This window comes from Streptomyces sp. NPDC030296 (genome assembly GCF_055572815.1).
Genome location: NZ_JBVICQ010000011.1, coordinates 258,037 through 276,402 on the forward strand (window position 1 = coordinate 258,037; position 18,366 = coordinate 276,402).

Consider the following 18,366-nt stretch of genomic DNA (forward strand, 5'->3'; position numbering starts at 1 on the left):
CCTCGACGGCCGCGGCTGGATCTTCACCGGACGGGGGCGGAATGCCCGACCTATTCGATCATGGCCGTCAGGGGTGAGAATTCCGCCGGACAAAGGTGTGAATCAGCCTTGCCGATCACCCTCCACCTGCGGTTCTCGGCGGACTACCATCAGCGCATGACCCGTGTACTGCTCGCCGAGGACGACGCGTCCATCTCGGAGCCGCTGGCCCGCGCACTGCGCCGGGAGGGGTACGAGGTGGAGGTCCGCGAGGACGGCCCCACCGCGCTGGACGCCGGAATGCAGGGTGGCGTCGACCTGGTCGTCCTCGACCTGGGGCTGCCCGGCATGGACGGTCTGGAGGTGGCCCGCCGACTGCGCGCCGAGGGCCTCACCGTGCCGATCCTGATCCTGACCGCGCGCGCCGACGAGGTGGACACCGTCGTCGGCCTCGACGCGGGCGCCGACGACTACGTCACCAAGCCGTTCCGGCTCGCCGAGCTGCTCGCCCGCGTACGGGCGCTGCTGCGGCGCGGCGCGGCCGAGCCGCAGCAGCCGCCCGCCACGCACGGCGTCCGGATCGACGTCGAGTCCCACCGGGCGTGGATGGGCGACGAGGAGCTCCAGCTCACCGCGAAGGAGTTCGACCTGCTGCGGGTGCTGGTGCGGGACGCGGGGCGGGTCGTCACGCGTGACCAGCTGATGCGCGAGGTGTGGGACACCACGTGGTGGTCCTCCACCAAGACCCTCGACATGCACATCTCCTGGCTGCGCAAGAAGCTGGGCGACGACGCGGCGAACCCCCGGTACATCGCGACCGTGCGGGGCGTCGGCTTCCGGTTCGAGAAGAACTGAGGACCCGGGCGGCCGCCTGACGCCCGGGGTCCGGGCGCCGCCCGGACCTCCAACCGGGTGCCGCACAATCGAAGGTCCCAGAACACCCGCCCGCCCGGAGGGCAGCCGTGCGTCGCCGTCTCATCCAGTCCACCCTCGCCGTGGTCCTCGTGGTCATCGCGGTCTTCGGCGTCTCCCTCGTCATCGTCGAGACGCGGACGATCAGCAACAGCGCCCAGGAACGCGTGGAGTCCGAGGCGGTCCAGCTGACCAGCATCGTGGACAGCCGGATCATCGGGGACGAGCGGATCACCGCCGAGGTCCTGGAGGACCAGGTCGGCGACGACCGCTACGCGCGCATCCAGATCCCCGGCCAGCGCACGATCGAGATCGGCGCGAAGCCCGTAGGCGACGTCATCCGCCACGAGGCCAAGGGCGAGAAGGACGAGGTCGTCACCGTCGAGGAGTCCCGCTCGGCGGTCAGCCGCGAGGTCGGCCGGACGCTGCTGATCATCGCGGCGGTCGCCCTGCTCGCCGTCGTCGCCGCGGTCCTCCTCGCCGTACGGCAGGCCAATCGCCTCGCCTCCCCGCTCACCGACCTCGCCGAGACCGCCGAACGCCTCGGCTCCGGCGACCCCCGCCCCCGGCACAAGCGGTACGGCGTCCCGGAGCTCGACCGGGTCGCGGACGTGCTCGACGCCTCCGCCGAGCGCATCGGCCGCATGCTGACCGCCGAGCGGCGCCTCGCCGCGGACGCGTCCCACCAGCTGCGCACGCCGCTGACCGCGCTGTCGATGCGGCTGGAGGAGATCACGCTCACCGACGACCCGGCCACGGTGAAGGAGGAGGCGCACATCGCGCTCGCCCAGGTCGAGCGGCTGACGGACGTCGTGGAGCGGCTCCTGACGAACTCCCGCGACCCGCGCAACGGCTCCGCCGTCGCGTTCGAGCTGGACGAGGTCATCAAGCAGCAGCTGGAGGAGTGGCGGCCCGCCTACCGCAGCGTCGGCCGCGCCATCGTCAGCTCCGGCAAACGGCACCTCCAGGCCGTGGGCACGCCGGGGGCGGTCGCGCAGGTGCTGGCCGCACTGATCGAGAACTCGCTGATGCACGGTGGCGGCACGGTGGCGCTGCGCACCCGTGTCACCGGCAACCAGGCGGTCATCGAGGTCACCGACGAAGGGCCCGGCGTCCCCGCCGACCTCGGGGCGCGGATCTTCGAGCGGGCGATCAGCGGACGGAACTCCACGGGGATCGGGCTGGCCGTCGCACGCGACCTCGCGGAGGCGGACGGCGGACGTCTGGAGATGCTCCAGGCGCAGCCCCCGGTGTTCGGCCTCTTCCTGTCCCGGACCCCGGTGAGGACCCCGTCCGGCGACGACCGGCCCGTGCGGTAGGGCGGCAGAGGGCGGGAAACCTAGCGTCGGCCGTCCGGGCGTTTGGCCGGGCCGCCGCCGGTCAGCGCGGGCGGGTGGGCGGCTCCCGTCTCCAGGAACGATTCCGCGCTCGCCACCGCCTCACGGGCGGGCAGGGCGCGGAACACCCACGTGCGGTACGACCAGAAGCGGAAGAGGGTCGCGACGCCGATGCCGAGGAACTTGAAGATGTTGCTCTGCAGCGGGCTGTCCCAGCCGAAACCATAGGTCGCGGTGTAGAGGACGCCGTTCTCGACGACCAGGCCCACCGCGCTGAACAGCAGGAAGAGGCTCAGCTCCTTCGTCCGGCCGCTCTTGTCGCGGTCCCGGTAGGTGAAGTAGCGGAACCCCACGTAGTTGAAGGCGATGGCGACGACCGTGGCGATCACGCTGGCCCGGACGACCTGGAGGTCGGTGGTGTGCCGGACGAGGTTGAACACGGCGAGGTTCACCAGCAGCCCGGCACCGCCCACCGCACCGAACTTGGCGACCTCACGGACGAGGAGGTCGATCCGTCGGCGCAGGACGCCGCGGGGCTTCGCGTGAGGCCCCGAGGTGGTGCTTCCCATCGTCTGCCGGCCCCCGTCGCTCGGTGGTCTGTCGTACCTCGGTCGGTACCAGGTCGGTCCCGTCGGTCCGAAAACAGTTGATCTTCGATCGAAATCCACTGGTTCCGCCATGCTAACCAGCGGTCCCGGGCAACGCCTGTGCAGCACCTCACAGGCGCTGTCGGGACAGCGGACGGGGGCGGAAACCGGACACCGGGGAGTGGCCGATTCCATGGCCGATACTCTGGGGGTGTGACGTTCCCGGTAGTCGGCATGGTCGGCGGCGGTCAGCTCGCTCGTATGACGCACGAGGCTGGCATCCCGCTCGGCATCAGGTTCAAGCTCCTCAGTGACACCCCTCAGGACTCCGCGGCCCAGGTCGTCGGTGATGTCGTCGTCGGCGACTACCGCGATCTGGAGACGCTGCGCGCGTTCGCGCAGGGCTGCGACGTGATCACCTTCGATCACGAACACGTGCCCACCGAGCACCTCCGGGCGCTGGAGGCGGACGGCATCCCCGTACGCCCCGGCCCGGACGCCCTCGTGCACGCCCAGGACAAGGGCGTGATGCGGGCGAGGCTCGACGCGATCGGCGTGCCCTGCCCGAGGCACCGCATCGTCGCCGACCCGGCGGACGTGGCGGCCTTCGCGGCGGAGGGTGATGGTTTTCCGGTCATCCTCAAGACGGTCCGCGGTGGCTACGACGGCAAGGGCGTGTGGGTCGTCCGCTCCGTCGAGGACGCCGCCGAGCCGTTCCGCGCCGGGGTCCCGGTCCTCGCCGAGGAGAAGGTCGACTTCGTACGGGAACTCGCCGCCAACGTCGTCCGGTCCCCGCACGGCCAGGCCGTCGCCTACCCGGTCGTCGAGTCCCGGCAGGTGGACGGGGTGTGCGACACCGTGATCGCCCCGGCGCCCGACCTCGCCCCGGCGCTCGCCCTCCAGGCGGAGGAGATGGCCCTGCGCATCGCCAAGGAACTGGACGTCGTCGGCCACCTCGCCGTCGAGCTGTTCCAGACCCGCGACGGCCGCATCCTGGTGAACGAGCTGGCCATGCGCCCCCACAACTCCGGCCACTGGAGCCAGGACGGCGCCGTCACCTCGCAGTTCGCCAACCACGTCCGGGCCGTCCTCGACCTCCCGCTCGGCGACCCGCGCCCCCGCGCCACGTGGACCGTCATGGTCAACGTCCTCGGCGGCGACTACCCGGACATGTACTCGGCGTATCTGCACTGCATGGCCCGCGACCCCCAGCTCAAGATCCACATGTACGGCAAGGACGTGAAGCCCGGCCGCAAGGTCGGCCATGTGAACACCTACGGCGACGACCTCGACGACGTGCTGGAGCGCGCCCGTCACGCCGCCGGATACCTGAGAGGCACGATCACCGAATGAGCCCGGTCGTAGGCATTGTCATGGGGTCGGACTCCGACTGGCCCGTCATGGAGGCCGCCGCGCAGGCCCTCGACGAGTTCGAGATCGACTACGAGGTCGACGTGGTCTCCGCGCACCGCATGCCGCGCGAGATGGTCGCCTACGGCGAGGAGGCCGCGGACCGGGGCCTCAAGGTGATCATCGCCGGGGCGGGCGGCGCCGCCCACCTGCCCGGCATGCTCGCCTCCGTGACCCCGCTGCCCGTCATCGGCGTGCCCGTCCCGCTGAAGTACCTCGACGGCATGGACTCGCTGCTGTCGATCGTGCAGATGCCGGCCGGGGTGCCCGTCGCGACCGTGTCCGTGGCCGGCGCCCGCAACGCCGGACTGCTCGCCGCCCGCATCCTCGCCACCCAGGACGAGGAACTCCTCGGCCGGATGCGGGAGTTCCAGCAGGAGCTGAACGACCAGGCCACCGAGAAGGGCAAGCGCCTGCGCACCAAGGTCGAGGGGGCGGGCAACGGCTTCGGCTTCGGCAAGTGACGCACGACTGACCGCGAGAGCCGCGACGACCCGGGCGACCGGGAGGACGGGGGAGTACGGCAAGTGACGGGGACGACGGGGGACGAGGAAGTGACCGGGATGACGGGGACGGGTTCGCTGGAGGAGGCCCGGGAGCTGCTGCGCGAGTTCCCGGTCGCCGACGGGCACAACGACCTGCCGTGGGCGCTGCGCGAACAGGTCCGCTACGACCTGGGCGCCCGCGACATCGCCACCGACCAGAGCGCCTATCTGCACACCGACCTCGCCCGGCTGCACGCCGGCGGCGTCGGCGCCCAGTTCTGGTCGGTGTACGTGCCCTCGGACTCCGCGTTCCTGCCGGGCGCCGTCCCCGCCACCCTCGAACAGATCGACTGCGTACGGCAGCTGATCGACCGTTACCCGGCGCGGCTGCGGTCCGCGCTGACCGCCGCCGACATGGAGGCGGCCCGCACCGAGGGCCGTATCGCCTCCCTCATGGGCGCCGAGGGCGGTCACTCCATCGACAACTCCCTCGCGACGCTACGCGCGTTGTACGCGCTCGGCGTCCGCTACATGACGCTCACCCACAACGACAACATCGCCTGGGCGGACTCCGCGACCGACGAACCGGCGGTCGGCGGCCTGTCCGCCTTCGGCCGCGCCGTCGTCCGGGAGATGAACCGCGAGGGCATGCTCGTCGACCTCTCCCACGTGGCCGCGACCACCATGCGCGACGCGCTGGACGCCTCGGCCGCACCGGTAATCTTCTCCCACTCCTCCTCCCGGGCCGTCTGCGACCACCCCCGCAACATCCCGGACGACGTCCTCGAACGCCTCCCCGGCAACGGGGGAGTGGCGATGGTGACCTTCGTACCGAAGTTCGTCCTCCAGGCCGCCGTCGACTGGACCGCCGCCGCCGACGAGAACATGCGCGCCCACGGCCTCCACCACCTCGACACCACCCCCGAGGCCATGCGCGTCCACCGCGAGTTCGAGGAGCGCAACCCGCGCCCCGTCGCCACGGTCGCCACGGTCGCGGACCACCTCGACCACATGCGCGAGGTCGCCGGCGTCGACCACCTCGGCATCGGCGGCGACTACGACGGCACCGCCTTCACCCCGGACGGCCTGAACGACGTCTCCGGCTATCCGAACCTGATCGCCGAGCTCCTCGACCGCGGCTGGTCCCGGACCGACCTCGCCAAGCTCACCTGGCAGAACGCGGTCCGTGTGCTGGGCGCCGCCGAGGACGTCGCCCGCGACCTGAAGTCCCGTACGGCCCCGTCGAACGCCACCCTGGAGCAGCTGGACGGGTGACACCCGGCCGGCGGTACGGCCCCCGTCCGGCGGCGGCGGGGCGGCCGTACCCCCGAACGCCGCACCCACCAGGAATCCGGGCGGCCCCCGTGGCACGGTGACGGTGACTGCGTTCACCGACCGGGTACGGAGGTCCGCCATGGCAGACCTGCAGGACGAACTGCAAGCGACAGCGGAGGCGGGGCGGCTCGACGCCCCCGCGAAGCGGAAGCCGAAGCCGAGCCGTCGGTTCGGGGCGGCCGAGCCGATAGCCCCGCCGGACGGCACGGCCGAGCACGGCGCCACCGAGCCCGGCACCGCCGCCGGAGCGAAGGCCCCCGAGGCCGACCCGGAGGCCGCCGGGCGGCTCGCGGACCCGGAGGGCGCCGAGCAGTCGGACGGGCTGGAGGACGCACACGCCTTCCTCGTCGACCACCCCGTGGCCGACGGCTACAGCGGGCTGCCGTGGGTGCTGCGCCACCTGCCCTGGTACGACCTGGAACTCGGCGAGAGCGGCGTGGACACGGACGTGCCCCGGATGCGCGAGGGACACATCGGCGCCCTGTTCTGGTCGCTGCACCTGTCCGAGCCGCTGACCGGCGACCGGGCCGTCGGCGCCACCCTGGAACAAGTGGACCTGGTCCACAGGGCCGTCCACGCCCACCCCGAGGGTCTGCGACTGGTCCGCACCGCGGGCGAGGTCACCGACGCGTACAACTGCGGCCGCGTCGCCATCCTGCTCGGCCCCGCCGGCGCCCCCGCCCTCGGCGACTCCCTCGCCATCCTGCGCGCCCTGCGCGCCCTCGGACTGAAGGCCCTGACCCTCGCCGGCGTCTCCTGGGCGAGCGAGGCCGGGCTCAGCCGGTTCGGGGAGGAGGTGGTCCGCGAGATGAACCGCGTGGGCGTGCTCGCCGACCTCTCCGGCGCCGGTGAGCAGACGATCCGCCGGACCCTCGCGGTCTCCCGCGCCCCGGTCCTGTGCACCCGCTCGGCGGCCCACGCCCTGCGCCCCCACCCCGCGAACCTCACCGACGACCTGCTGGCCGCGCTCGGCGAGGCCCACGGCCTGTGCATGGTGCCGCTCACCGCCGAGCAGACCGGCCCCTCCGTGCGCGACGTCGCCGACCACCTCGACCACGTCCGCTCGATCGCCGGACCCGAGAGCGTCGGCCTCTCCGGCACCTACGACTCCGGCGCCGCCCACCCCGAGGACCTCACCGACGCCTCCTGCTACCCCCACCTCGTCGCCGAGCTCCTCCACCGCGGCTGGTCCCACGACGACCTCGCCCTGCTCACCTGGGGCAACGTCCAACGTGTCCTGCGCAGCGCCGACTTCACGGCGCGGGCGGCCCGGGACCGCCGCGAGGCCTCGACGGCGCGGATCGCCGACCTGGACGGCTGACACCGGAGATGAGGGCCCGACCGGGCGACAGCCCCGGGCCCTCACCGGCCGACCCCGAGCCGGGCACACCGGCCCGACTCACCGGCCGGACCTCACGACCGCGTCAGCACCCGGCCTCAGGCGCGGCACAGGCAGAACGGATGCCCCGCCGGGTCGGCGTACACCCGGAAGCCCCGCTCCCGGTCCTCCGTGTCCAGCGGCTTCGCCCCGAGCGCCAGCACCTCCTTCTCCGCCGCGTCCATGTCCTCCACGTTCACATCGAGATGGAACTGCTGAGAACGGGACGGCGACGGCCACTCGGGCGGCACGAAGTCCGGCGCCTGCTGGAACGCCAGCCGGACACCCGCGTCCGGCACCCTCAGATCCACCCAGTCGCCCTCACCCGAGACCTCCCCGCCGACCAGCTCGGCGTAGAACCCGGCGAGCGCGGCCGGGTCGGGACAGTCCAGGACGACGACATCCAGCTTGGCGATGGCCATGACTGCTCTCCTTCGCTCTGCGATCCGGTTACCTGTAGAGCCGGGTAACCAGTAACGGTTACTGCATGCTTCCCCATTGGCGGTAACGTCGCAAGCATGAGGTCGCACGCATGAGTGAGAGAGTGCCCGCACCCGGCGGCCTGGCCCTCATCGAGAGCCTGGTGAACACGCTGGACCTGGAGTCGGGCGCCGACGCCCTCGACACCCCGGAGGGCCGGGCCCGCCTCGCCCTGACGGCGGCCGAGGACCTCGCGGACCTACGGGAACTGCGTGAGTCGCTTCGCGCCGTCTGCCTCGCGCACGCGGGACACCCGCCGCACCGCGCGGTGACCCCGCTCGGGGACCTGCTGGCCGCGGCGCCGCTCGTCGTCGCCGTCCGCGCCGAGGACGGCTCGGCGAGCCTGCGCCCCGCCGCCGACCCCGCACCCCTGCTCGCCCGCGTGGCCGCGGCCGTCGCCGAGGCCCTCACGGCGGGCACCTGGCAGCGCCTCAAGGCGTGCGAGGCCGCCGACTGCCACTGGGCGTACTACGACCGCAGCCCCGCCGGACGCGGCCGCTGGTGCTCGATGCAAGTGTGCGGAGCCCGCGCGAAGATGCGCCGCTACCGCGCCAAGTGAGCCCGCCGAGTGAGGCGGATGAGCCGGACATCACCCCATGAGTCACCGGCGAAGTAAGCGCTTCGCACCCACGGGGGACCGGAACGATGGAGAATGAGCACAGACGCCGTTCCGGCCGACTGAGCCTCGGCCGGAACGGCGTCGCCCGCCACCGGCCCGGTCAGGCCGTCGCCCGCCACCGGCCCGGTCAGGCCGTCGGCCGGCCCATCGCTCGGTAGGTCCAGCCGGCCCGGCGCCACAGCTCCGGGTCCAGGGCGTTGCGGCCGTCCAGCACCAGCCGCCGGGACGCGACCTCGCCCAGCGCCTGCGGGTCGAGCTCCCGGAACTCCCGCCACTCCGTCAGGTGCAGCACGATGTCGGCGCCCCGCACGGCCTCCAGCGCCGAGTCGGCGTACCCGAGCGTCGGGAACAGCCGGCGCGCGTTGTCCATGCCCTTCGGGTCGTAGACCGTGACCTGTCCGCCCTGGAGGTGGATCTGCCCGGCCACGTTGAGCGCGGGGGAGTCCCGGACGTCGTCGGAGTCCGGCTTGAAGGTCGCGCCCAGCACGGCGACCCGCCTGCCCAGGAAGGGGCCGCCGCCCAGCGCCTGCCGGGCCAGCTCCACCATCTGACCGCGCTGCCGCATGTTGATGGAGTCGATCTCCCGCAGGAACGTCAGCGCCTGGTCCGCGCCCAGTTCACCGGCGCGGGCCATGAACGCCCGGATGTCCTTCGGCAGGCACCCGCCGCCGAACCCGATGCCCGCCCGCAGGAACTTCCGCCCGATCCGGTCGTCGTACCCGATGGCCTCCGCCAGCTTCGCGACATCGCCCCCGGCGGCCTCGCACACCTCGGCCATGGCGTTGATGAAGGAGATCTTGGTGGCGAGGAAGGAGTTCGCGGAGGTCTTCACCAGTTCGGCGGTCGGGAAGTCGGTGACGACGAACGGGGAGCCCTCCTCGACCGGCGTCGCGTACACCTCGCGCAGCAGCTTCTCGGCCTTCTCGCTGCGGACGCCCACCACGATCCGGTCCGGGTGCAGCGTGTCGTTCACGGCGAAGCCCTCGCGCAGGAACTCCGGGTTCCAGGCCAGCTCGGCGTCCGCCCCCGCCGGGGCGTGCTCGGCGAGATACGCGGCCAGCCGGTCTGCGGAGCCCACCGGCACGGTCGACTTGCCCACGACCAGGGCCGGGCCCGTCAGATGCGGGGCGAGCGAGGCGAAGGCCGCGTCGACGTACGACATGTCGCAGGCGTACTCGCCGTGCCGCTGCGGGGTGTTCACACACACGAAGTGGACATCGCCGAAGGCCGCGACCTCGGCGTAGTCCGTCGTGAAGCGCAGCCGCCCGGTGGAGCCCTCGATCCCGGCGACGTGCCGGCGCAGCAGCTCCTCCAGGCCCGGCTCGTACATCGGGACCTCGCCCCGGCGCAGCATGTCGATCTTCTCTTCGACGACATCGAGCCCGAGCACCTCGAATCCCAGCTCGGCCATGGCCGCGGCGTGGGTGGCGCCGAGATAGCCGGTGCCGATCACGGTGATCTTGAGGGCCATGGATGCTCCTGGGACGTACGGCCGTGGGTGCGCCGCGACGCGCGCGGCGGGTGCGCTGCCTGAGCATAGTCGGGGCGTGTCCGGGCCCCTCACCGGGCAGATTCCCCCTGGTGCCGCGACCGGACGGGGACCTGTCGCCAAGCTCACGTATCTCTGGGGTGGGCAGGCCCTTTAAAATTTGAGTTACTTAACGGTAGTTAGCATCGGGAGCGTGAGAGACCTTGGCCGGATCGGCTGATTTCGACCTGTACCGCCCGTCCGAGGAGCACGACATGCTCCGCGACGTGATCCGTTCCCTCGCCGAGGCGAAGATCGCGCCCCACGCCGCCGCGGTCGACGAGGAGGCACGCTTCCCCCGCGAGGCGCTCGAAGCGCTCGTCGCGAACGACCTGCACGCCGTGCACGTGCCGGAGGAGTACGGCGGCGCCGGCGCCGACGCGCTCGCCACGGTCATCGTGATCGAGGAGGTGGCCCGCGTCTGCGTCTCCTCCTCCCTCATCCCGGCCGTCAACAAGCTGGGCTCGCTTCCGGTGATCCTCTCCGGCTCCGAGGAGCTGAAGAAGAAGTACATGGCCCCGCTCGCCAAGGGCGAGGGCATGTTCTCGTACTGCCTCTCCGAGCCCGACGCGGGCTCCGACGCGGCCGGCATGAAGACCAAGGCGGTCCGCGACGGCGACCACTGGATCCTCAACGGCGTGAAGCGCTGGATCACCAACGCCGGCGAGTCCGAGTACTACACGGTGATGGCCGTCACCGACCCCGCCAAGCGCTCCAAGGGCATCTCCGCCTTCGTCGTCGAGAAGTCCGACGAGGGCGTCTCCTTCGGCGCGCCGGAGAAGAAGCTCGGCATCAAGGGCTCCCCGACCCGCGAGGTCTACCTCGACAACGTCCGCATCCCCGCCGACCGCATGATCGGCGAGGAGGGCACCGGCTTCGCCACGGCGATGAAGACCCTGGACCACACCCGCATCACCATCGCCGCCCAGGCCCTCGGTGTGGCGCAGGGCGCCCTCGACTACGCCAAGGGCTACGTCCAGGAGCGCAAGCAGTTCGGCAAGCCCATCGCGGACTTCCAGGGCATCCAGTTCATGCTCGCCGACATGGCGATGAAGATCGCCGCCGCCCGCGCCCTGACCTACCAGGCCGCCGCCGCCTCCGAGCGCGGCGACAGCGACCTCACCTTCCAGGGCGCCGCCGCCAAGTGCTTCGCCTCCGACGTCGCCATGGAGGTCACCACCGACGCCGTCCAGCTCCTCGGCGGCTACGGCTACACCCGCGACTACCCGGTGGAACGCATGATGCGCGACGCCAAGATCACGCAGATATACGAAGGCACCAACCAGGTCCAGCGGATCGTGATGGCCCGCAACCTGCCGTAACTCCTTCGGCGCAACCTGTGAACGGCCCCCGGCACCCCGCCGGGGGCCGTTGACTTGTGGGGGGAATGGTGCGGAATGTTTGCGTCCGCCCAATGGCGGGTGGCGGCAGGGGGGCGTAGGACGGAAGTGCACGGGGTCCGCCCCGGACCCCCGCTCCCACCCCTGGAGGAGCCATGCAGGAGACCGGAACCATGAGCGCGATGAGCAAGGAGATGCAGGACTGCGTCAACGCGTGCATGACGTGCCACACGGTGTGCGAGGAGACCATGAGCTCCTGCATGCAGGCCGGCGGTCAGGCTCAGATGCAGATCATGCGCGCGCTGATGGACTGCGCCGAGATGACCCGTATGTGCGCGGACATGATGATGCGCCGCTCCCCGATGAGCGCCGAGATGTGCGCGATGTGCGCTCGCGCCTGTGACATGTGCGCCGAGGCGTGTATGTCCATGCCCGACGATCCCCAGATGATGCGCTGTGCCGAGGCGTGTCGCCGCTGCTCCGAGACGTGCCGGGCGATGTCGGGCGCGACGGCCTGAGCCGAGGCCGGCCCGACCCGCACGACCGAGGGGCATCCCGTCACGGGATGCCCCTCGGTCACGTCGTCCGCCGGGTCAGTTGTCCGACACGGTCACCGTCTCGTCGTTCTTGAGCTCCTCCACCAGCTTCTTCACCTTCGCGGTGTCCCACTGCAGGTTGCCGTTGCCGGCGTTGCCCGAGATCGGCATGTTCATGGACTTGCCGTCGCCGCCCGTGACGCCCTTCATCGCCCAGAACATGTCGGCCAGGTCGAACAGGCCCATGTCCTTGTCGACGATCAGCGTGTCGAGGCCGGCGCTCATCGTCGGGTACAGCTTGAAGGGGTTCAGGACCGTGCTCGGCGTCGCCGTCTGGCTGGCGAGGGCAGCGAGGAACTTCTGCTGGTTCTTCGTGCGGTCGAGGTCGCTGCGCTGGAGGGCGTACCGGGTGCGGACGAAGGCCAGGGACTGCTCGCCGTTCAGCGTCTGCTTGCCCGCCTCGAAGTTCGCGCCCGACTTGGTGTCCTTCAGGCCGCCCTTGGGGATGTCGATCTCCACACCGCCGACCGCGTCGACGATGTTCGCGAAGCCGGCGAAGCCGATCTCCACGTAGTGGTCGATGCGCAGACCCGTGTTGGCCTCGACGGTCCGGACCAGCAGCTCCGGCCCGTCCTCGGCGTACGCGGCGTTCAGCTTCACCTGGCGGCCGGTGCCCTTGTACGTCTTGCCGGACTCGGAGCCCACGAAGGTGGGGATCTCCACGTTCGAGTCACGGGGCAGCGAGATCAGCGTCGGGCCGTTGGACCCGGTGTGCAGGATCATCATCGAGTCGGTGCGCTTGCCGTCGGCGGACCCGGTGTGGAGTTCCTTCTTCTGCGCGTCGGACAGGCCCTCGCGGCTGTCGGAGCCGACGATCAGGTAGTTGGTGCCCTCGCCCTCCTCCGGCCGGTCGATGACCTTCGACAGGTCGACCTCGCGGTTCAGCTTGGAGTCGGCCCAGAAGTAGGTGCCGATCGTCGTGCCCAGGAGGACCACGGTGACGGTGATCGCCGTCCACTTGATCCGGCGCCGCCAGTCCGGCGCGCCGCGCTCCCCCCGGCCGTCGTAGCCGCCGGGGCCGCCCGACCCGCCGCCGTACACCTGGCCGGTGTTGTAGCCGCTGTCGTACTGCTCGGGGCCGCCGCCGTAGCTGTCGTACGTGTCGCCGTACGCCGGCTGCTGCGGCACACCGCCCTGAGGGGGCGCCGACGGGCCGCGGCGGACCTGGCGCATCACACGCGCCCCGTCGGGGTGTGCGCCGGCGCTTCCCTGTCCGTACCCGCCGCCGCGGTTGCTGTCGGACCATCCCTCGGGCCAATCGTTCATGCGCCCCAGTGTGCAGGGCTCCCCTGTGGGCCGTACAAGGGTCGCCGGAATTTCGCAGCGCGGCTGTTGCCAAGCTGATGCAAAGCGGACCTTACGAGGTCACGCATAAGGTGGACGCCATGACAGAGCAGGCCCCCGCAGCGGAATCCGATATACCCGGCAAGCCGACCTCGGCGTCCCGGACCACCCTGAGCCACATCATGACCCACAACGACACCAACCTGCTGGGGACGGTGCACGGCGGTGTGATCATGAAGCTCGTCGACGACGCGGCGGGCGCGGTGGCCGGGCGCCATTCCGGGGGGCCGGCCGTCACCGCCTCCATGGACGAGATGGCCTTCCTGGAGCCGGTCCGGGTGGGCGACCTGGTCCATGTGAAGGCCCAGGTGAACTGGACGGGGCGGACGTCCATGGAGATCGGCGTCCGGGTGCTCGCGGAGCGGTGGAACGAGTCGACGCCGCCGCAGCAGGTGGGGTCGGCGTATCTGGTGTTCGCGGCAGTCGACGCCGACGGCAAGCCGCGCCGGGTGCCGCCGGTGCTGCCGGAGACCGAGCGGGACCGGCGGCGCTACCAGGAGGCGCAGATCCGCCGGACGCACCGGCTGGCCCGCCGCAAGGCGATTCTGGAGCTGCGGGAGAAGAGGATCGCGGACGGCCTGGGCGACTGAGCCGCCCCTGGGCGCCGAGCACCGCTCGCGCCCTTCAGGAACAGGTCACCTCGTCGCCCGTGACCACGCCGAACTCGCCCTGGTCGGGGTCCTCGGCCCGTACCTTGCGGACCTTCTTGAAGTCCGTCCCGGCGATCACCCGCAGGACGGGGCCCTGCCCCGGGGCCTCCCGCAGCTCCGCGCCCGGCAGGGCGGTCGCCAGGGACCGGGCCGAGCGGTCCCAGCGCGGGTCGTGCACGACGACCGTCCGGCGGACATCGGTGCGCCCGGCGTTCACGGGGGTGCGGGTGGTGCGGAAGCCGGTGGCGGCCAGCTGGCGGTCGACCTGGCGGCCGAGGCCCGCGACGGCCGTGCCGTTCTCGACCTGGACGCGGATCTGCTGCGGGGCCACCTCGACCAGGGCGCGCTTGCCGCGGGTCCGGTAGGGGGCGAGGGGCCGGTCGTCGCGGAGGGCCTTGAAGAGGCGGCGCGACTTCGCGGCGTCCCACTGGAGGGTCGAGCCGAGTCCCTCGACGACATGGCCCATGCGGCCGATGGGGACGGTGGTGAACTCGGAGGACGCGGGTGTGAGGTCGCGCATGGCGCGGCCGAGGTCGATCAGCTCCCCGGTGCCGAACTCCTTGTCGGCGCGCACCGAGCCGAGCACGGCCCGGGTGACCTCACGGAACTTGATCGGGTTGAGGAGCACCCCGGAGGACGTCGCCTGGGCCATGAGGGCGGCCATGAAGCGTTGCTGGCGCTTCATGCGGCCGAAGTCGGAGGAGCCGTCGGCGTGGCGGGAGCGGACGTACTGCAGGGCCTGTCCGCCGTCGAGGTCGTGGGAGCCCGCGGCCAGGTCGAGGCCGGTGTAGGAGTCCTTGAGCGGTTCGGCGGTGCAGATCCTTACGCCGCCGAGCACGTCCACGGTCCGCATGAAGCTGGTGAAGTCGACCTCGACGTAGTGGTCGATCTTCACCTTGGTCATGTGCTCGACCGTGCGGACGGTGAGCGGGGGCCCGCCCTCCGCGTACGCGGCGTTCAGCTTGATCGCGTGGGCGGGGCGGTTCTTCCCGGTGGCGCGGTCGGTGTGCGCGGGCACCTCGGCGTAGGAGTCGCGCGGCAGGCTCACGACGCTGGCCCGCTCCCGGTCCGCCGAGATGTGGACGATCATCATGGTGTCCGTGCAGTGGCAGGGGGCGCCGCCGAGCCGGTAGGCGCGCCGCTCCTGCTCGCTGATGCGGTCGCGGCCGTCGGTGCCGACCAGCAGGACGTTCATGCCGTGGCCCGCCTCGGGGCGGTTCTTCATGTCCTTGAAGGGGTCGACGCGGGCGATCTTGTCGTCGAGGCTGGTGACCACCGCGTGCCCGATCCCCGCGGCGGCCAGCACCATCACCGACAGCGTGGTCGCCACCCGCAGGGCCCAGCCCCGCTTCCTCGGGCGTACCGGGGGCCTGGGCTGCTGCGGCCGTGCGGGCATGGGACACCTCCGCGTGACACGGTCGTGGAGACGGGGGAACGCTGAGCACCGTAGGCGCAGTCTCCGCGCGGCCCGTACCGGCGACCGGGCGGCGCGCGTCGCTGTCCCCCGTTCGCGGTAACGTGAGCCCCCTATGAACGCCAAGCCCGACGTGCGGCTCCCCGCCGTGTCTGTGATCATGCCCGTCCTCAACGAGGAGCGGCATCTGCGCGGGGCCGTCCAAGCGATCCTCGCGCAGGAGTACGCCGGCGAGATGGAGGTCGTGATCGCCCTCGGTCCGTCCACGGACCGTACGGACGAGATCGCGGCCCAGCTCGTGGCCGAAGACCCGCGTGTGCACACCGTGCCGAACCCCACCGGTCGTACCCCCGCCGCGCTGAACGCCGCGATCAAGGCCTCCCGCCATCCCATCGTGGTCCGCGTCGACGGCCACGGCATGCTCTCGCCGAACTACATCGCCACCGCCGTGCGGCTCCTGGACGAGACCGGCGCGCAGAACGTCGGCGGCATCATGCACGCCGAGGGCGAGAACGACTGGGAGCGCGCCGTCGCCGCCGCCATGACCTCGAAGATCGGCGTGGGCAACGCCGCCTTCCACACGGGCGGGCAGGCCGGTCCGGCCGAGACGGTCTACCTGGGCGTCTTCCGGCGCGAGGCGCTGGAGCGGCAGGACGGCTACAACGTGGAGTTCATCCGCGCCCAGGACTGGGAGCTGAACTTCCGGATCAGGGAGGCCGGCGGCCTCATCTGGTTCTCGCCGGAGCTGAAGGTGTCCTACCGGCCCCGGCCCAGCGTGAAGGCGCTGGCCAAGCAGTACAAGGACTACGGGCGTTGGCGCCATGTCGTCGCCCGCTACCACCAGGGCTCCATCAACCTGCGCTACCTGGCCCCGCCGACCGCCGTGTGCGCGATAGCCGCCGGTCTGCTGGTGGGCGCACTGCTCACGCCGATCGGGTTCGTCGTCCCCGGCGGTTATCTCGCGGCGATCGTCGCCGGCTCCGTGCCGGCGGGCAGGGGCCTGCCGCTGAAGGCCCGGCTCCAGATCCCCGTGGCCCTCGCCACGATGCACATGTCGTGGGGCTTCGGCTTCCTGACCAGCCCCAAGTCGCTGGCGAGGAAGGTCATCGCGTCCCGCCGCCCGGCCGTGCTCACCGAGAGCTGAACCGGACCGACGCATACGTGACCGACGTATACGTGTGGGGCCCCTCCCGAGCTTCGGGAGGGGCCCCACCCACGTCGTGCCGGACTACCAGGTGAAGTTGGGGTCGACCTTCATGCAGGCGTCCTTGTCGGCGCCGTTCAGCGCGTCCGCCGACTTGGGGGTCTTGTCGTCCTCCTTCTCGGCCTTGTACGCGTCGCCCTCGCGCCAGTCGGCGCCGACGACGAGCGTGACGCCGCTGACGTTCGTCGACTTCTCCACCTGGCTCAGCGGGATGCCGAGCGCCTTGGCGACCGCCTGGGCGTCGCCCTCCAGTTCGGCGCTCGGGTAGCGCACGACCGTCTTGTCCTCGGTGGTGGCGGTGGTCGAGTCCGCGGTCGCCTTGGTGAAGCCCTCGCCGACGAGGAGCTGGGAGACGGTGTGGGCCCGGCCGGGGGCCGCGCCGAGGGCGGACGTCAGGGTGCCGTTCTGCACGAGCACGCCGATCTCGTCCTCCGCCGCCGCGGGGTCGTCGGAGGCCGGCTCCTCGGAGGCGGCCTTCTTGGCGTCCTTGCCGTCGAGGGCGATGTCCTCGCGCACCAGCCGGAACAGCTTCTCCGCGTCGCCCTCCTTCGGCACCACGCGCGCGCCGACATAGGTGAACGGCATCGTCGTCATCGTGATCCGGGCCGGCTCGACCTTGCGCAGTTCCTTGCTGAGGTCGTAGAGCGCCGCCACGTCACCGAGGCCGGGGTCGACGGTGAGAGCCTGCGTGGCCTCCTCGGCGAGCCGGCGCAGCTTGTTCGGGTTGGTGATCGTGGCGTTCTCGCGCAGCTCGCGGACCATCGAGTTCATGTACATGTGCTGCGCCTTGGCGCGGGCGATGTCGCTGCCGTCCTCGAAGCCGTACCGGGTGCGCAGCCACTGCAGGGCCTGCTTGCCCTGGATGTACGTGGTGCCCTTCTCCAGCTTCAGGCCGGAGCCGTGGCCCATGCTGTCCCGGGACTCGATGTTGTCGGTGACGCAGACCGGTACGCCGCCGATGGCGTCGGCCATCGAGACCACACCGGCGAAGTCGACCATCATGAAGTGGTCGATGTGGATGCCGGTCAGCTCCTGCCAGGTGGCGACCGTGCAGCCGGGTCCGCCGCGGCCGAGCGACTCGTTGGTCATCGCCCGGCTGCTCGCCGCGTACACCTTGCCGTCGTCGGGGTCGGTGCACTTGGGGATGTCGAGCAGCGTGTCGCGCGGCATGCTCACCACCGACATGTTGCTGCGGTCGGCGGACAGGTGCAGCAGCATCTGGACGTCGGCGAGCGGTGTGCCGCCGAAGGTCTCCCGGGCGCCGCCGAGCTTCTGGTTCTCCTTGGTGTCCCGCGCGTCGGAGCCGATGAGCAGGATGTTCAGCGGGGTCTGGCCCGCCGCGTTGGGAGTGGGCTCGGCGATCTTCGTGTCGCCGAGGTTGAGCTTCTCCTTCTTGATGTTGCCGTTCAGGTGCCGGTAGTAGAGGTAACCGGCTCCCGCGGTCCCGAGTATCACCACCGCGAGCACCGTCGCCGACCAGCGCAGCACACGCCTGCGCCTGCGCGGCGCGGCCGTACCGGCCCGCCTGCGCCCTCCGGCGCCGCCCTGGCTGCCGCCGCCCCGCCCCCGCTGTTCCGGGACTCTGGCGCTCCCGTCGTCGCCGGACGAGCCGTCCGGCGATCCGAGGCCACCGCCCCGCTCGCCGGGTTCCTCGACGCGCGGCCGCCCCCCGTCCCCGCGTACGTCGCTCCGTACCATCTCCCTGCCCCTCCCCACCCTGCTGTGCCGACGGGGCCGCCCCCGCCTCCTGTTGGACTTCCGAGACCCC

General features: G+C 71.5%; 17 protein-coding genes. 11 read left to right on the top strand and 6 right to left on the bottom strand.

From position 1 onward, the window contains the following. Positions 1 to 156 precede the first annotated feature (156 nt). Both ACZ4Z3_RS30270 and ACZ4Z3_RS30275 read left to right on the top strand, forming a co-directional pair. Positions 157 to 834, top strand: coding sequence for a response regulator transcription factor (locus tag ACZ4Z3_RS30270; protein WP_468504000.1), 678 nt, complete (start codon positions 157 to 159; stop codon positions 832 to 834). Between the two features lie 107 nt (positions 835 to 941). Next, a complete protein-coding gene (locus ACZ4Z3_RS30275) occupies positions 942 to 2,210 on the top strand; it encodes an ATP-binding protein (protein ID WP_468504001.1) in 1,269 nt (422 codons plus the stop codon). A 20-nt stretch (positions 2,211 to 2,230) separates the two neighbouring features. On the opposite strand, the gene ACZ4Z3_RS30280 is transcribed toward ACZ4Z3_RS30275, so the two are convergent. Further along, entirely contained in the window at positions 2,231 to 2,797 is a 567-nt protein-coding gene (locus tag ACZ4Z3_RS30280; protein ID WP_468504002.1) for a GtrA family protein, read from the bottom strand. Between the two features lie 231 nt (positions 2,798 to 3,028). On the opposite strand from ACZ4Z3_RS30280, the gene ACZ4Z3_RS30285 reads away from it, so the two are divergent. From ACZ4Z3_RS30285 to ACZ4Z3_RS30300, 4 genes are all read left to right on the top strand, one after another. Beyond that, positions 3,029 to 4,168 carry a 5-(carboxyamino)imidazole ribonucleotide synthase gene (locus ACZ4Z3_RS30285; RefSeq protein WP_468504003.1) on the top strand — a complete coding sequence of 380 codons (1,140 nt, stop codon included), beginning with the start codon at positions 3,029 to 3,031 and terminating at the stop codon, positions 4,166 to 4,168. Beyond that, positions 4,165 to 4,689: a 5-(carboxyamino)imidazole ribonucleotide mutase gene (gene purE, locus ACZ4Z3_RS30290; protein ID WP_468504004.1), complete on the top strand. Its 525-nt coding sequence runs from the start codon at positions 4,165 to 4,167 to the stop codon at positions 4,687 to 4,689. Before ACZ4Z3_RS30285 ends, purE begins: the two co-directional genes overlap by 4 nt. A gap of 99 nt (positions 4,690 to 4,788) precedes the next feature. Then, positions 4,789 to 5,985 (top strand): dipeptidase, encoded by a 1,197-nt coding sequence (locus tag ACZ4Z3_RS30295; protein ID WP_468504049.1) that lies wholly within the window; start codon positions 4,789 to 4,791, stop codon positions 5,983 to 5,985. Between the two features lie 139 nt (positions 5,986 to 6,124). Continuing rightward, positions 6,125 to 7,366 carry a dipeptidase gene (locus ACZ4Z3_RS30300; protein WP_468504005.1) on the top strand — a complete coding sequence of 414 codons (1,242 nt, stop codon included), beginning with the start codon at positions 6,125 to 6,127 and terminating at the stop codon, positions 7,364 to 7,366. A 116-nt stretch (positions 7,367 to 7,482) separates the two neighbouring features. Here the strand turns inward: ACZ4Z3_RS30300 and ACZ4Z3_RS30305 are convergent, their stop codons facing one another. Next, on the bottom strand, positions 7,483 to 7,845 hold the full coding sequence (locus tag ACZ4Z3_RS30305; RefSeq protein ID WP_359698599.1) for a VOC family protein: 363 nt from the start codon (positions 7,843 to 7,845) through the stop codon (positions 7,483 to 7,485). 110 nt (positions 7,846 to 7,955) lie between these two features. On the opposite strand from ACZ4Z3_RS30305, the gene ACZ4Z3_RS30310 reads away from it, so the two are divergent. Beyond that, positions 7,956 to 8,462, top strand: coding sequence for a CGNR zinc finger domain-containing protein (locus ACZ4Z3_RS30310; RefSeq protein ID WP_468504006.1), 507 nt, complete (start codon positions 7,956 to 7,958; stop codon positions 8,460 to 8,462). Positions 8,463 to 8,649: 187 nt separating this feature from the next. Here ACZ4Z3_RS30310 and ACZ4Z3_RS30315 read toward each other — a convergent pair whose 3' ends face one another. Continuing rightward, on the bottom strand, positions 8,650 to 9,993 hold the full coding sequence (locus ACZ4Z3_RS30315) for a UDP-glucose dehydrogenase family protein (RefSeq protein WP_468504007.1): 1,344 nt from the start codon (positions 9,991 to 9,993) through the stop codon (positions 8,650 to 8,652). 221 nt (positions 9,994 to 10,214) lie between these two features. Between ACZ4Z3_RS30315 and ACZ4Z3_RS30320 the strand changes: the two genes are divergently transcribed. Both ACZ4Z3_RS30320 and ACZ4Z3_RS30325 read left to right on the top strand, forming a co-directional pair. Beyond that, the gene (locus ACZ4Z3_RS30320) at positions 10,215 to 11,372 is read left to right on the top strand and encodes an acyl-CoA dehydrogenase (RefSeq protein WP_468504008.1); all 1,158 of its coding nucleotides are present in this window, start codon (positions 10,215 to 10,217) and stop codon (positions 11,370 to 11,372) included. 173 nt (positions 11,373 to 11,545) lie between these two features. After that, positions 11,546 to 11,908: a four-helix bundle copper-binding protein gene (locus ACZ4Z3_RS30325; RefSeq protein ID WP_468504009.1), complete on the top strand. Its 363-nt coding sequence runs from the start codon at positions 11,546 to 11,548 to the stop codon at positions 11,906 to 11,908. Positions 11,909 to 11,983: 75 nt separating this feature from the next. Here the strand turns inward: ACZ4Z3_RS30325 and ACZ4Z3_RS30330 are convergent, their stop codons facing one another. Then, on the bottom strand, positions 11,984 to 13,252 hold the full coding sequence (locus ACZ4Z3_RS30330; RefSeq protein ID WP_468504010.1) for an LCP family protein: 1,269 nt from the start codon (positions 13,250 to 13,252) through the stop codon (positions 11,984 to 11,986). Positions 13,253 to 13,371: 119 nt separating this feature from the next. Here ACZ4Z3_RS30330 and ACZ4Z3_RS30335 point away from each other — a divergent pair, with 119 nt between their 5' ends. Further along, the gene (locus ACZ4Z3_RS30335) at positions 13,372 to 13,920 is read left to right on the top strand and encodes an acyl-CoA thioesterase (protein WP_355396283.1); all 549 of its coding nucleotides are present in this window, start codon (positions 13,372 to 13,374) and stop codon (positions 13,918 to 13,920) included. A 34-nt stretch (positions 13,921 to 13,954) separates the two neighbouring features. On the opposite strand, the gene ACZ4Z3_RS30340 is transcribed toward ACZ4Z3_RS30335, so the two are convergent. After that, positions 13,955 to 15,376, bottom strand: a complete 1,422-nt coding sequence (locus ACZ4Z3_RS30340; RefSeq protein WP_468504011.1) for an LCP family protein — start codon at positions 15,374 to 15,376, stop codon at positions 13,955 to 13,957. A 133-nt stretch (positions 15,377 to 15,509) separates the two neighbouring features. Here ACZ4Z3_RS30340 and ACZ4Z3_RS30345 point away from each other — a divergent pair, with 133 nt between their 5' ends. After that, entirely contained in the window at positions 15,510 to 16,538 is a 1,029-nt protein-coding gene (locus ACZ4Z3_RS30345) for a glycosyltransferase family 2 protein (protein ID WP_468504012.1), read from the top strand. An 84-nt stretch (positions 16,539 to 16,622) separates the two neighbouring features. On the opposite strand, the gene ACZ4Z3_RS30350 is transcribed toward ACZ4Z3_RS30345, so the two are convergent. Continuing rightward, positions 16,623 to 18,296, bottom strand: coding sequence for an LCP family protein (locus ACZ4Z3_RS30350; protein ID WP_468504013.1), 1,674 nt, complete (start codon positions 18,294 to 18,296; stop codon positions 16,623 to 16,625). Positions 18,297 to 18,366: the final 70 nt, after the last annotated feature.

Bases quoted from the DNA above. Each gene is read 5' to 3' on its own strand.
- ACZ4Z3_RS30350 (WP_468504013.1), bottom strand. From the start codon at position 18,296: ATGGTACGGAGCGACGTACGCGGGGACGGGGGGCGGCCGCGCGTCGAG.
- ACZ4Z3_RS30280 (WP_468504002.1), bottom strand. From the start codon at position 2,797: ATGGGAAGCACCACCTCGGGGCCTCACGCGAAGCCCCGCGGCGTCCTG.
- ACZ4Z3_RS30345 (WP_468504012.1), top strand. From the start codon at position 15,510: ATGAACGCCAAGCCCGACGTGCGGCTCCCCGCCGTGTCTGTGATCATG.
- ACZ4Z3_RS30270 (WP_468504000.1), top strand. From the start codon at position 157: ATGACCCGTGTACTGCTCGCCGAGGACGACGCGTCCATCTCGGAGCCG.
- ACZ4Z3_RS30340 (WP_468504011.1), bottom strand. From the start codon at position 15,376: ATGCCCGCACGGCCGCAGCAGCCCAGGCCCCCGGTACGCCCGAGGAAG.
- ACZ4Z3_RS30300 (WP_468504005.1), top strand. From the start codon at position 6,125: ATGGCAGACCTGCAGGACGAACTGCAAGCGACAGCGGAGGCGGGGCGG.
- ACZ4Z3_RS30305 (WP_359698599.1), bottom strand. From the start codon at position 7,845: ATGGCCATCGCCAAGCTGGATGTCGTCGTCCTGGACTGTCCCGACCCG.
- ACZ4Z3_RS30315 (WP_468504007.1), bottom strand. From the start codon at position 9,993: ATGGCCCTCAAGATCACCGTGATCGGCACCGGCTATCTCGGCGCCACC.
- ACZ4Z3_RS30325 (WP_468504009.1), top strand. From the start codon at position 11,546: ATGCAGGAGACCGGAACCATGAGCGCGATGAGCAAGGAGATGCAGGAC.
- ACZ4Z3_RS30335 (WP_355396283.1), top strand. From the start codon at position 13,372: ATGACAGAGCAGGCCCCCGCAGCGGAATCCGATATACCCGGCAAGCCG.
- ACZ4Z3_RS30330 (WP_468504010.1), bottom strand. From the start codon at position 13,252: ATGAACGATTGGCCCGAGGGATGGTCCGACAGCAACCGCGGCGGCGGG.
- ACZ4Z3_RS30295 (WP_468504049.1), top strand. From the start codon at position 4,789: ATGACGGGGACGGGTTCGCTGGAGGAGGCCCGGGAGCTGCTGCGCGAG.
- purE (WP_468504004.1), top strand. From the start codon at position 4,165: ATGAGCCCGGTCGTAGGCATTGTCATGGGGTCGGACTCCGACTGGCCC.
- ACZ4Z3_RS30310 (WP_468504006.1), top strand. From the start codon at position 7,956: ATGAGTGAGAGAGTGCCCGCACCCGGCGGCCTGGCCCTCATCGAGAGC.